We start from the raw sequence: 12,835 nt of genomic DNA on the forward strand, positions 1-12,835 counted from the left end.
GTGGTCTCGCAGCTGCAGCGACCGGCATCCGTCGTCGCGCTCGACGAGATCCGGTCCGCTCCGGATGCCGAGCAGGCGAAGGTGCGGCTCGACTCCGGAGCCACCGCCACCGCACACTGGTCGGGCGAGGTGGGCAAGGCTGTGCTCGTGGCATCCGGACTCGACGATCTCGGCGCCGACAGGAGCTACGAGCTGTGGTTCGTCCGCGGCGACGAGCCGATCGCGGCAGGCGTCTTCGACGCCGACGACGGCACGGCGACGGCGCTGCTCGACGAGCCCATGCACGCCGGTGATGTCATCGCGGTGACGATCGAGCAGGCCGGCGGCTCGCCGTCCGGATTGCCGACGACCGACCCGATCATCGTCATCCCCACCGCCTGAACCGGGCCCACCGGGCGTACCCTTGACGGATGCCCGAGCAGTTCCACCGCCCTGTCCGCAGGCCGCCCGCGGCTTTCGACAACATCGTCGGCGAGGCCGACCCGGCCGAGCAGTCGCGCGTCGCCCACGCCACCGCATCCGCTCTGCTCGAGCGCGCGCGCAGCGACGAGTCGGGCGCGATCACCGAGCGGCTTCTCGCGTTCGCGGCCGAGAACGGCATCGACGAGATCGCAGAGCTCTGGTCGCACGCGCCCGCCCGCTCACTGCCCGGCACGCTGTGGCGGCGAGCGCGGACGCGTCGAACTGCGCACCGCCGACGCGGCGATCGCCGGCGCACCGGCTCCGGCCGATCCGAGCGAGCTGGTCGACCTGGTCGACGCGATCCTGCGGGGAGTGTTCCGAGGCGACTTCGCGGTGGCGCTCGAGCGCGCCGCCGCGTACTGCCGCGTGCAGGCATCCGGTGCGACCTACACGGCAGACGACTACGAGCCGACCGAGCCGCAGCGGGCGAGCGATCTCACCCGCCGGGCGCTGCGGCTGACGACCTATGCCGAGGATCTCACCGCCGCTGCGGCCGCATGGCGGCGCGGCACGCTGACCTGAGTCCGCCCGAGCACGCGCTCGTCGCCCTTGTCGCCCTTGTCGGGAATCTCAGGCCGTTCCGCCGCGGGCCGGTGCGTCCAGCGTCGACACGCCGTCTCGGGCGCGGATGCTCTGACATCTCCCACACAGAGCACTCGGTGCGCGGGAGGGCAGAAGAAAAGCCGGACCGCAAGAACGCCTCTCGGCGGAAGGCCGCTCGCAGCGGCGAATATTGGAGCCCGGGGTTATGCGGCCCGGCCGAACAAGTGTAACGCGTCAGCGGCACGGACATTCCCGTCGCCTTAGGCTGTGCACATGTCCTCGCGCTTCGCCCTCATGATCGCCCCCGCCGATGTCGCCGACGACCGCGCGGATTTCGGCGAGACGTTCACGCCGATGGATGTCGCCGCACCGGCGCTCAGCGTGGGCGAGCTCAGCACGCAGCGCGGCGACGGCGTGTTCGAGTCGATCGGCGTCGTCGACGGGCACGCGAACGAGGTCGAGGCGCACGTGCAGCGACTCGCGCACTCGGCGCGCCTGTGCGACCTCCCCGCGCCGAACCTCGCCCAGTGGCGTCAGGCTGTCGAGGTCGTCTCCGCGCAGGCGCCTGCGGGCGAGGCCGTCGTCAAGCTCATTCTCAGCCGCGGGGTCGAGCACGGGCCGGCCCCGACCGCGTGGGCGACCGTGGCGGCGGCCCCCGACTTCAGCGCCGTGCGACGGCACGGAGTGAAGGTCGTCACCCTCGACCGGGGCTACGACCTGGGCGTGGGGGAGCGGGCGCCCTGGCTGCTGCTCGGTGCGAAGACGCTGTCGTACGCGGTGAACATGGCAGCTCTCCGCGAAGCCAAGCGGCGCGGAGCCGACGACGCGATCTTCGTCACCCGCGACGGGTACGTGCTCGAAGCGCCGACCGCATCGCTGATCATCCGCGCGGGTGACGAGTTCCTCACACCGGCACCGGCGGGTGGCATCCTGCATGGAACTACCCAGCTCAGCGTGTTCGAGCACCTGGAGTCCCGCGGATTCCGCACCCGCTACGAGACCCTGTCGGCATCCGACCTGACGAAGGCCGACGCGGCCTGGCTGGTGTCGAGCATCCGTCTCGCCGCGCTGATCACCGCCGTCGACGGCGCGCCCCTGGCATCCGACCCCGACCTGACCGCCGAACTGAACGCCTACCTGCTCTCCCCGCGCTGACCGCGTCGTCGGAGATCTCAGTCCGTTCGTGCGCGCCGCGGCATCGGCGGCACGGACACGCCGCCCGCGGTCCGGACGGTCTGATACTTCCGACAAGAGCACGAGGCCCGGGATGCCCGCGGCCGCACTCCCCGGATGTCCGCACTCCTGGAGTTCAGGCGGTCCGGCGCTTCCGATCCGGGATGCCGGGACTGAGCGCTCGCAGATGCGCGCCGTCGCGGACCTTCGCGACGATGGCGGCTTCGACGCGCGGCCAGTCGTGCACGATCAACGCGTAATCGAAGCGCAGAGTCTCGTAGCCGAGCGCTGCGGCGGCGGCATCGCGGATCAGATCCTTGTGCCGTTGCGTCTCGCGTTCGTGGTTCTCACGGCCGTCGCATTCGATCAGCAGTCGATCGCCGATGACGATGTCCACTTCGCCGACCCCGGGAACGCCGACCTGAGTCCGCACCCGGATGCCCAGTCGGTGCAGACGCAGTCGAACGATCGACTCGAGCCCGCTGTCAGCATCCGAATGGGCGATGTCCAGCAGCCATCGCGACGAGACGACGATGTGCCGCCAAAGCCAGGCGATGCCGGCCGGCGAGATCTTCGAGAGCCGGAGCGCTGATTCGTAAGCGGCGAAGAACGTCTCCTCGCTCTCACACTGCGACAGCTGCAGCAGCACGTTGTGCACCGGTGGCAGCTCGCCTGTGATGGCGGCACCGTCATCCCAGTGCACCCGACATGCTGGAGTCTCTCCCGGCGATGCCTCGGCGGTGCACCCGCCGTGCGGCCCTCCCGCCGTACCCATCCACACGTGATCGTCCGCCCCCTGCAGTACCCAGAGCCCGTGCAGTCGCGCAGCTTCAGCGCAGGCGGGAACGCCACCGTGCTCGACGGCGTGACGAAAAGCGCTCGGCACGTTCGGCAGGGCATAGACGCCCTGCCGCAGCCGCACGATCTCACCCGCGCGGACAGCGCGGGTGAGCTCCCGCTCGCGCACGCCGAGGAGCATGAGGTCTGAGGTGCGCGCCACAGGACCATGAGTGCCGAGTGCGATGCGTGCAAGCATCCATCGACCATGCCCGGTGCGCCGGCGACCCGGTCGTGCGAATGCCGGGTGATGTGGACAACACGCAGCCGAAAGCGGGGTGTGGAGAGAGGTGGGCCGGTCGGAGATCCCAGACCGGATGCGCACGAACCGGCGTGTCGGTGAGCGACACGCCGGTTTGCGAGCGACTGATCTGAAGAGCCCGACAGGCGAGGCGGAATTGCAGCGGCTACCCGAAGCGGCCCGACACGTAGTCCTCGGTGGCCTGCACGGCCGGCGTGGTGAAGATCGTGGCGGTGTCGTCGAACTCGATCAGCTTGCCGGGCTTGCCGGTGCCCGCGATGTTGAAGAACGCCGTCTTGTCGGACACGCGGCTCGCCTGCTGCATGTTGTGGGTCACGATCACGATCGTGTACTCGTTCTTCAGATCCTGGATGAGCTCTTCGATCGCGAAGGTCGAGATCGGGTCGAGGGCCGAGCACGGCTCGTCCATCAGCAGCACCTCGGGTGACACGGCGATCGCGCGGGCGATGCACAGACGCTGCTGCTGACCACCAGAGAGCCCGGAGCCCGGCTTGTCGAGGCGATCCTTGACCTCGTTCCACAGGTTCGCGCCCATCAGCGACTCCTCGACCAGGTCATCCTGATCGCTCTTCGACATTTTGCCGTTGTTCAGCTTCACCCCGGCGAGCACGTTCTCCTTGATCGACATCGTCGGGAACGGGTTCGGGCGCTGGAAGACCATGCCCACCTGCCGGCGCACGAGCACCGGGTCGACGCCCGCACCGTACAGGTCCTTGCCGTCGAGAAGCACCTCGCCCTCGACGCGGGCGCCGGGGATGACCTCGTGCATGCGGTTCAGCGTGCGCAGGAACGTGGACTTGCCGCAGCCCGACGGGCCGATGAACGCGGTCACGCTGCGCGGCTGGATCTCGAGGGAGACGCCCTCGACGGCGAGGAAGTCGCCGTAGTAGACGTTGAGGTCGTTGACTTCGATGCTCTTGGACATGTCAGGTTCCTTCAGGTTCGGGTGCGGCTCAACGGCCGGCGGTCTTCGGGGCGAACCACTTGGCGATCAGGCGCGCGAGCAGGTTCAGCAGCATGACGATGAGGATCAGGGTGAGGGCACCGGCCCAGGCGCGCGCGACCGAGGCGTCGGCCGCTGTGCCCTGATTCATGTACGAGTTGTAGACGAACACCGGCAGCGTCATCATCTGACCGTTCACCAGGTTCGTGTTGAGGCTGGCGGTGAATCCCGCAGTGAGCAGCAGCGGCGCGGTCTCGCCGATGACACGGGAGATCGCGAGCATCACCGAGGTGGTGATGCCGGCGATCGAGGTGGGCAGCACGATCTTCAGGATGGTCAGCCACTTGGGCACACCCAGCGCGTACGACGCCTCCCGCAGCTCGTTCGGCACGATCCGCAGCAGCTCCTCGCTGCCGCGCACCACCACCGGAACCATCAGCACCGCCAGGGCGAGCGCACCCATCAGTCCCATCGAGATGCCCGGCCGCACGAGCAAGGCGAAGACGGAGTAGATGAACAGACCGGCGACGATCGACGGGATGCCCGTCATCACGTCGACGAGGAACGTGATGCCCTTGGCGATGCGGCCGCGGCCGTATTCGACGAGATAGATCGACGTCATCAGGCCCACCGGCACGGCGATCAGCGTGGCGGTGAGGGTGACGAGCACCGTGCCCCAGATGGCGTGCACGATGCCGCCGCCCTCGCCGACGATGTTGCGCATCGAGTAGCTGAAGAACTCGGCGTCGAATCGGCTGGCGCCGTTGGCGACGACCGTCCACAGCAGCGAGATCAGCGGCAGCAGCGCGACGACGAACGCGGAGGTGACGAGCGCCGTCATCAGCCGGTCGACGGCCTTGCGGCGGCTCTCGGCGATCGACGAGACGAGCGTGATGAGGACCATGTAGATCAGCACGCCGACGATGACGGCGCCGGCGATGTTGAAGTCCGCCGGGTCGGCGCCGATGGCCCCGAGTGCGAAGACCGTGAACGCGGTGGCGAGGGATGCCCCGAGCAGCGCCCACGGCGCCCACGAGGCGAGCCGGCCGGCGGTGAGCGAGGAGGATGCGCGTGCGGCGCTGAGCGTGGTCATGTCAGTTCGCTCCAGAGAACTCGGCGCGACGGGCCACGATCCAGCGGGCCAGCGCGTTGACCGCGAAGGTCACGACGAACAGCACAAGACCGGTGGCGATGAGGGTGTTGACTCCCGTGTCGTGCGCCTCGGGGAATGCGAGTGCGATGTTCGCGGGGATCGGCGTCGGGTTGGTGGCGGTGAGCACGAGGAAGCTGTACACCGCTGCGGGGGAGAGCACCATGGTCACGGCCATCGTCTCGCCGAGGGCTCGGCCCAGCGCGAGCATGACGGCCGAGACCATGCCGCCGCGCGCGAAGGGCAGCACGGCCATGCGCACCATCTCCCAGCGGGTGGCGCCGAGGGCGAGGGCCGCCTCCTCGTGCAGCTTCGGGGTCTGCAGGAACACCTCGCGGCAGATGGCGGTCATGATCGGGATGACCATGACGGCGAGCACGACGGCCGCGGTCATGATCGTCTTGCCCGTTGACGAGACCTGACCGCCGAAGATCGGGATCCAGCCGGCGTTCTCGTTGAGCCAGGCGTACACGGGCTGCAGCAGGGGTGCGAGCACCAGTCCGCCCCAGAGTCCGAAGACGACCGAGGGCACGGCGGCGAGAAGGTCGATGACGTAGCCCAGCACGCCGGCGAGGCGCCGGGGCGCGTAGTGCGAGATGAACAGGGCGATGCCGATCGCGATCGGGGTGGCCATGAGCAGCGCGAGGAACGACGCCCAGACCGTGCCGAAGGCGAGGGGACCGACGTACTCCCAGAACGAACGACCATCGAGGATGTGGTTGTCGCTGGTGTCGGGTGCGAAGGCCGGCAGGCTCTGGACGATGAGGAACGCGGCGACCGCTGCGAGCACGACGAGGATGATGATGCCGGCGCCGAGGGCGCTGCCCGAGAACACCCGGTCGCCGAGGCGCTGCTTGGCTCTGATCGGGGCAGGCTGCGCCTGCCTGGTCGTCGTGCTCATGGTCTCCGTTTCGGGTCGAAGTTCATCTGCGAGCTGACTCTCCGATGCCCCCGCGCCGGATCGGACGCGGGGGCACCGGAGAGTCAGCTGAGGGTGATGGGTCAGCCGACCTTGATCGTGTCGATGGCGGCGAGCACCTTCTCGCGCAGGCCGTCCGAGATCGGTGCGCTGCCGGCGTTGTCCGCCGCAGCCTTCTGGCCGTCCTCGCTCGCCACGTACTCGAAGTACGCCTTCACGAGTGCGGCGGTGTTCTCGTCCTCGTACTGCTCGCATGCGATCAGGTAGCTGACCAGGGCGATCGGGTAGGCGCCTGCCGGAGCGGCTGCCGGGTCGACGTCGAAGACGAGGTCGGCGTCTCCGCGACCCTCCTCGAGCGGCGAGGCCTCGACCAGCGCGGCGGCGGCCTCGGCCGAGTACGCGACGTACTCGCCCTCGACGCCGACCTTGACCTGGCCGAGCTCCTGGGTCTGGGAGGCGTCGGCGTAGCCGATCGCGCCGTTGCCGGCCTTGATCGCCTGCACGACGCCCGAGGTGCCCTGGGCGGCTTCGCCGCCCTGCAGCGGCCACACGCCATCGGCCTCGTCGGCCCACACGTCGGGAGCGGTCGCGTTCAGGTAGGCGGTGAAGGTCTCGGTGGTGCCCGAGTCGTCCGAGCGGTGCACGGGCGAGATCGCCAGATCGGGAAGCTTGACTCCCGCGTTCTGAGCGGCGATCGCCGGATCGTTCCAGTTGGTGATCGTGCCGGCGAAGATGCCTGCGATGGTCTTCGCGTCGAGGTTGAGCTCGTCGACGCCCTCGAGGTTGAAGGCGACCGCGACGGGCGAGATGTACAACGGCACCTCGACGATGTTCTCCGACGCGCAGGTCTTGAACCCGTCGCCGAACTCGTCGAGCTTGAACGCGCGGTCGGAGCCGATGAAGTCGCTCGCGCCGGCGATGAAGTTCTCGCGTCCCGTTCCCGACCCGGTGGGCTCGTAGTTGATGGTGACGCCGCTGTTGGCGGTCTGGAAGGCGGCGACCCAGGCCTCCTGCGCCGAGCCCTGCGACGAGGCGCCGGTTGCCTTCAGCGTGCCCTCGAGCTCCGAAGCGGCGGCCGAGTCTCCTGCGGGGGCTTCGTTCGCGGCGCAGCCGGCGAGTGCGAGGGCGGCGACAGCGCCGACGGCGCTGAGACGAGCGATGCGGGTGATCTTCACTGTGGATCCGTTCGATCGGGGAATGTGTATGGCCCGGTGCAGGGCACACAGTGACGGTAGGAGCCCTGGTTAACGAGACTCTCCCCGAGAGGTGAACGGAAGGTGAACGAGGAGGGGCCAGTCGGACCGCACCCTCGGTGCACGGGATCAGACCTTCGGCTCGTGGGTCTCGATCGAGATGATCCCCGAGCCGGGGTTGGTGGCAGACAGGTGCACGACCGAGAACGCCGCGGGGTTCAGGGCGCTGGCACTGTCGATGTAGGAGCCGGGGACGGTCCCGGTGGCGAGTGCGAGTTCTGACAGGATGCCCGGAAGCACCGGCGCGTGGCTGCACAGCACCGTCGCCTTGCGTGAGCGCACTCGTCGCCCGATCACGGAGCGCACGTCTGCGGTGTCGGCGTCCCACGCATCCTGACTGAGCTTCGGCGTCTGCCGGGCTGTCCGGCCCAGCTTGCGCTCGAGGGGAGCGACCGTCTGCGTGCACCGCACCGCGTCGCTGGTGACGATGCGGCGCACGCCGAACGCGCGCAGCGGCCCGACGATCGCCTTCGCCTGCCGCAGGCCCTTGTCGGTGAGTGGCCGAGCGGCATCCGCCTCGTGCCAGTCGGATCGCGATACGGCCTTGGCATGCCGCAGGGCGATGATGGGGAAGGTGTGCAGCACGCCGTCGTCGACGAGCCGGATGAAGTTGTCGAGGATCTCGACATCGACCGGGTAGCTCAGGTGCTTGCGCGCCTTCTTGAGACTCACCCATTCGACGCCGGAGATCTCACCGTTCGGCACGAACGACGATGCGCGGATCGCGTCGTCGGTGGCCTCCGCAGCCCAGTAGTGCACGACCTTCTGCCGCTTCGGGCGCATCCAGTACTTGCTGACGCCGACCGGCACGCCCAGCGACACCCGGATGCCGGTCTCCTCGCGCACCTCGCGCACGGCGGTCTCGGCGAGCATCTCGCCGGGGTCGACCTTGCCCTTCGGCAGTGTCACATCGCGGTACTTCGTGCGATGGATCAGCAGCACCTTCAGTTTGTCGTCGACCATCCGCCAGACGATCGCGCCCGCCGCGTAGACCGCCGAGTCGCTCATCGGATCGAGCGCTTGCTGCGTCGCCGGCGGCCCTGCACACTCGCCATCGTCAGATCCTGCAGATCGACCAGGGGCTGTCCGTCGACCTCGGCGACCCGCGTCCACTCACCGCCCTCGCCCAGATGCCAGGAATTGGTCTGCGGATCCATCGCCAGGTCGAACAGGTCGTGCAGCTCCTGCAGGTGCGCGGGCTCGCGCAGGCGCACCAGCGCCTCGACGCGACGGTCGAGGTTGCGGTGCATCATGTCGGCGCTGCCGATGTAGACGATCGGTTCTCCGTCGTTGTCGAACATGAACAGCCGGGAGTGCTCCAGGTACCGGCCGAGGATGCTGCGGACGGTGATGTTGTCGCTCACGCCCGGCAGGTCCACCCGCAGGCTGCAGATGCCGCGCACCCAGACATCCACCTTCACCCCGGCCATGCTGGCCCGGTACAGGCCGTCGATGATCTCCTCGTCGACCATCGAGTTGACCTTGATGCGGATGCGGGCGGGCTTGCCCGCCTCGGCGTTCGCACGCTCCGCGTCGATGTGGCGCATCAGCCCCTTGCGCAGGTGACGGGGCGCGACGAGCAGGCGCTTGAACTTCTTCTCGATCGCGTATCCGCTGAGCTCGTTGAACAGCCGGGTGAGGTCCTTGCCGACCTGCGGGTCGGCGGTGAACAGCCCGAAGTCCTCATAGATGCGGCTGGTCTTCGGGTTGTAGTTGCCCGTGCCGATGTGCGAGTAGTGGCGCAGCATGCCCTCCTCCTGGCGGATGACGAGCGCGAGCTTGCAGTGCGTCTTCAGCCCGACCAGGCCGTACACCACGTGCACTCCGGCCTTCTCGAGCTTGCGCGCCCAGACGATGTTGTTCGCCTCGTCGAAGCGCGCCTTCACCTCGACCAGGGCGAGCACCTGCTTGCCGGACTCGGCCGCGTCGATCAGCGCCTGCACGATCGGGCTGTCGCCGGAAGTGCGGTACAGCGTCTGCTTGATGGCGAGCACGTGCGGGTCGCGGGCAGCCTGGTCGAGGAAGGCCTGCACACTCGTCGCGAACGACTCGTAGGGGTGGTGCACGAGCACATCGGCCTTGCCGATCGCGCGGAAGATGTCGGGGCGCTCGTTGCTGTCACCCGGCTGGAACGCCACGGCCGTGGTGGGAACGTGCGGCGGATAGCGCAGATCCGGGCGGTCGAGGCGTCCCAGATCGAACAGCCCGCGAAGGTCCAGCGGCCCGGGCAGCCGGTAGACCTCCTGATCGGTGATGTCGAGCTCCCTGATCAGCAGCTCGAGAGTCACCTCGTCCATGTCGTCGGTGATCTCGAGACGGATCGGGGGTCCGAACCGGCGCCGCAGCAGCTCGGCCTCGAGCGCCTGGATGAGGTTCTCGCTCTCGTCCTCCTCGATCTCGACGTCCTCGTTGCGGGTGAGGCGGAACGCGTGGTGGTCGAGCACCTCCATGCCGGGGAAGAGATCGCCGAGGTGGTTGGCGATGAGCTCCTCGAGCCGGATGAACCGGGTGATCGGGCTCGTGCCGGGCACCTCGACGAAGCGCGGCAGCATGGTAGGCACCTTGAGCCGGGCGAAGTCCTGCCGCCCGGTGCGTGCGTTGCGGATGCGGATCGCGAGGTTCAGCGACAGACCGGAGATGTATGGGAACGGGTGCGCGGGGTCGACGGCGAGAGGCATGAGCACGGGGAAGACCTGTGCCTGGAAGTACTCGCCGAGCGCGCCGCGCTCGGCGTCGGTGAGGTCGTCCCACTCGGTGATCTCGATGCCGGCGTCGGCGAGCGCCGGGCGGACGAGGTCGTTCCACGCGGCGGCATGGCGGAGCTGAAGCGTGTACGCATCGTGGGAGATGTCGGCGAGCACGTCGCTAGGCGAACGGCCGACGTTGGTGGGCACGGCGAGGCCGGTGAGGATGCGGCGCTTGAGGCCGGCCACTCTGACCATGAAGAACTCGTCGAGGTTGCTGGCGAAGATCGCGAGGAAGTTCGCCCGCTCCAGTTCGGGCAGCGACGGATCCTCGGCCAGTTCGAGCACGCGCTGGTTGAAGGCCAGCCAGCTCAGCTCGCGGTCGTGGTAGCGGTGATCGGGGAGCACCGCGTCCGGAGCCTCGTGCGCATCGAAGTCATCGTCTTCGGCATCTCCGAGGCCGGCGTCGACAAGGGCGGGTTCCATCATGGGGTACATCCTTGCATCCACCGGCGACGGATGAGTGAACTCAGTTCGCTGCGGCTGCGGGCTCGTCGTGCAGATTGAACCGGTAGCCGACGTTGCGCACGGTGCCGATGATCTGCTCGGCGTCGCCGAGCTTCGCGCGCAGTCGCCGCACGTGCACATCGACGGTGCGGGTGCCGCCGAAGTAGTCGTATCCCCACACGTCGCTCAGCAGCTGCTCGCGCGTGAAGACCCGAGACGGGTGGGTCGCCAGGAAATGCAGCAGCTGGAACTCCTTGTACGTCAGATCCAGCGGCTTCCCGTGCAGCTTGGCGGAGTACGACTGCTCGTCGATCGTGATGCCTGAGGCCTGAACGTGAGCGGGGGCTGCGGCATCCGCCCGCGCGAGCGCGAGCCGCAGCCTCGCGTCGATCTCGGCGGGCCCCGCCGTGCACAGGATCACGTCGTCGAACCCCCAGTCCGACGCGATCGCGCTCAGACCGCCCTCGGTGACCACGAGCAGCACCGGCGCTTCGGCTCCCGCGGTGCGCAGCAGCCGGCAGGCGGCCCTGGCCGCCACGAGGTCGCCGCGTGCGTCGACGATCACGACGTCGCGCTCGGGCAGATCGAGAAGGCGGGTGGTGTCCAGAGGGTGGCGCCGGATGCTGTGCGGCAGCAGCTCGAGCGCGGGCAGTGCCGGATCCCCTTCGGGAGCAGAGGTGAGTGCCAGCACGAGGACCACGCGTCAATGCTAGTGGCGGGCGCTCCTCGCATGACGGGATGCCGGAGCACGGGATGCCCGCAGGCGAGGCCGTTACGATGTCACCATGTCTGAACCGGCCCTCGCCCCGCGCAGCGCCTTCCGCGGCATGGTCGCGGTCTGGATCGTGTCCCTCGTGGTCGCGGTCGCTCTCGGCTTCGTGCTGCCTGAGGAGGACAGGGTCGGCTGGCTGCTGATCGCATTCGGCGGCATCGTGCTGGTGTCGTTCGCCGTGCAGCTCGCATACGGTCGCGCCGAGGGCTTCATCGTCCGGATGGCGGGAAGCGTCGTCGGTGCCCTGATGATCATGGGTGCGGTCTCGGCGGTGTTCGGGATCGCCGCGCTCGCCTCCGCACTCTGACCCTGCCTCCGCCCGGCCGTCGGCATCCGATCAGCCCGCCGAGGGGAGGGGTAGAGTGGTCGGCATGGACCTCGTCGCGCTCGAATTCTTCTACCTCGGCCTGCTGGGGCTGGCGAGCCTCGCGATCGCCTTCGTCTCCGGCGTCGTGCTCGTCAACCTGTTCCGCGGCCAGCGCTGATCCGACGTCGTCGTGATCCAGCTGCCGACCGACCTTCCGGCTGACCTCGCGCCGCTGTCGTGGCTGCTCGGTGTCTGGGAGGGCACCGGCGTGATCGAGTACACCGCGGGCGAGCAGCGCTTCCAGGGCGAGTTCTCGCACCGAGTGAGCTTCAGCCACGACGGCGGTCCGTACCTGAGCTACGCCGCGACCGCGTCGTTCCTCGGTGCCGAGGGCACCGACGAGCCCGTCGCCCTGCTTGCCGAGACCGGCTACTGGCGCCTTGCTCGTCCGCGCACCGATGCCGATCCGGGGCCCGCCCTGCTTCCGCCCACCTCTGAGCCGACGCCGCGGACGGTCGACGACATCGAGGCGCTGCGCACCGACGACGGGTTCCCGCTGGAGGTCTCGGTGACGCACTCCGACGGGACGCTCGAGCTGTACCTGGGCCGCATCGCCGGTCCCCGCATCGACATCGCGACGGATGCCGTGGTGCGCCCGGCCGGAGCGAAGTCGTACTCGGCGGCCACCCGCATGTACGGCCTGGTCGACGGTCACCTGCTCTGGGCGTGGGACATCACCGCCCTCGGCGAGAAGCTGAGGTCGCACGCCTCCGCCCGGCTGGGGAAGGTCTGACATGGCGTCGTTCGACGGCATCGTCGGCGCGGTGCGCGAGGGCGATCTGATCGCCCACTTCGGCAACCCGCTCATCGAGCAGCGCCGCCTGGCATCCGGTGAGGCGCTCGCGCCGCTAACCGACCGCGAGCTCATCGAGGTGTCCGGCGTCGACCGGCTGACCTGGCTCGACTCGATCACCTCGCAGGCGGTCGCCGGGCTGCGGGCCGGCGACAGCACCGAGCTGCTCG

At 68.8% G+C, this 12,835-nt stretch carries 12 protein-coding genes and 2 pseudogenes; 6 read left to right on the top strand and 8 right to left on the bottom strand.

Going from position 1 to position 12,835, the window contains the following annotated elements:
* The 3 genes and pseudogenes from RT309_RS05580 to RT309_RS05590 form a co-directional block, all read left to right on the top strand.
* On the top strand, positions 1-381 hold a 381-nt coding region (locus RT309_RS05580; RefSeq protein ID WP_313355893.1), incomplete at its 5' end, for an anti-sigma factor.
* Between the two features lie 29 nt (positions 382-410).
* Positions 411-984: pseudogene (locus tag RT309_RS05585) on the top strand (DNA-directed RNA polymerase subunit beta).
* 294 nt (positions 985-1,278) lie between these two features.
* On the top strand, positions 1,279-2,160 hold the full coding sequence (locus RT309_RS05590; protein ID WP_313355894.1) for an aminodeoxychorismate lyase: 882 nt from the start codon (positions 1,279-1,281) through the stop codon (positions 2,158-2,160).
* A gap of 154 nt (positions 2,161-2,314) precedes the next feature.
* Here the strand turns inward: RT309_RS05590 and RT309_RS05595 are convergent, their stop codons facing one another.
* The 8 genes from RT309_RS05595 to RT309_RS05630 all read right to left on the bottom strand — a co-directional run bounded on the left by RT309_RS05595 (position 2,315) and on the right by RT309_RS05630 (position 11,433).
* Positions 2,315-3,178: a type IV toxin-antitoxin system AbiEi family antitoxin domain-containing protein gene (locus RT309_RS05595; protein ID WP_313355895.1), complete on the bottom strand. Its 864-nt coding sequence runs from the start codon at positions 3,176-3,178 to the stop codon at positions 2,315-2,317.
* Positions 3,179-3,422: 244 nt separating this feature from the next.
* On the bottom strand, positions 3,423-4,202 hold the full coding sequence (gene pstB, locus RT309_RS05600; RefSeq protein WP_313355896.1) for a phosphate ABC transporter ATP-binding protein PstB: 780 nt from the start codon (positions 4,200-4,202) through the stop codon (positions 3,423-3,425).
* A 28-nt stretch (positions 4,203-4,230) separates the two neighbouring features.
* Positions 4,231-5,313 carry a phosphate ABC transporter permease PstA gene (pstA, locus tag RT309_RS05605; RefSeq protein ID WP_313355897.1) on the bottom strand — a complete coding sequence of 361 codons (1,083 nt, stop codon included), beginning with the start codon at positions 5,311-5,313 and terminating at the stop codon, positions 4,231-4,233.
* Position 5,314: 1 nt separating this feature from the next.
* Complete coding sequence (gene pstC / locus RT309_RS05610; RefSeq protein WP_313355898.1) at positions 5,315-6,271, bottom strand: phosphate ABC transporter permease subunit PstC; 957 nt, start codon at positions 6,269-6,271, stop codon at positions 5,315-5,317.
* A 101-nt stretch (positions 6,272-6,372) separates the two neighbouring features.
* A complete protein-coding gene (gene pstS, locus RT309_RS05615; protein ID WP_313355899.1) occupies positions 6,373-7,464 on the bottom strand; it encodes a phosphate ABC transporter substrate-binding protein PstS in 1,092 nt (363 codons plus the stop codon).
* Positions 7,465-7,611: 147 nt separating this feature from the next.
* Positions 7,612-8,550: an NUDIX domain-containing protein gene (locus RT309_RS05620; RefSeq protein ID WP_313355900.1), complete on the bottom strand. Its 939-nt coding sequence runs from the start codon at positions 8,548-8,550 to the stop codon at positions 7,612-7,614.
* Positions 8,547-10,715 carry an RNA degradosome polyphosphate kinase gene (locus RT309_RS05625; protein ID WP_313355901.1) on the bottom strand — a complete coding sequence of 723 codons (2,169 nt, stop codon included), beginning with the start codon at positions 10,713-10,715 and terminating at the stop codon, positions 8,547-8,549. Before RT309_RS05625 ends, RT309_RS05620 begins: the two co-directional genes overlap by 4 nt.
* 40 nt (positions 10,716-10,755) lie before the next feature.
* Positions 10,756-11,433: a response regulator transcription factor gene (locus RT309_RS05630; protein ID WP_313355902.1), complete on the bottom strand. Its 678-nt coding sequence runs from the start codon at positions 11,431-11,433 to the stop codon at positions 10,756-10,758.
* Between the two features lie 85 nt (positions 11,434-11,518).
* Between RT309_RS05630 and RT309_RS05635 the strand changes: the two genes are divergently transcribed.
* The 3 genes and pseudogenes from RT309_RS05635 to RT309_RS05645 form a co-directional block, all read left to right on the top strand.
* On the top strand, positions 11,519-11,812 hold the full coding sequence (locus RT309_RS05635) for a hypothetical protein (protein WP_313355903.1): 294 nt from the start codon (positions 11,519-11,521) through the stop codon (positions 11,810-11,812).
* 190 nt (positions 11,813-12,002) lie between these two features.
* Positions 12,003-12,605, top strand: a complete 603-nt coding sequence (locus RT309_RS05640; protein WP_313355904.1) for an FABP family protein — start codon at positions 12,003-12,005, stop codon at positions 12,603-12,605.
* Position 12,606: 1 nt separating this feature from the next.
* Positions 12,607-12,835, top strand: a pseudogene (locus tag RT309_RS05645) (folate-binding protein); the annotation flags it as partial.

The sequence above is a fragment of the Microbacterium sp. genome, assembly GCF_032084865.1.
Lineage (GTDB): Bacteria > Actinomycetota > Actinomycetes > Actinomycetales > Microbacteriaceae > Microbacterium.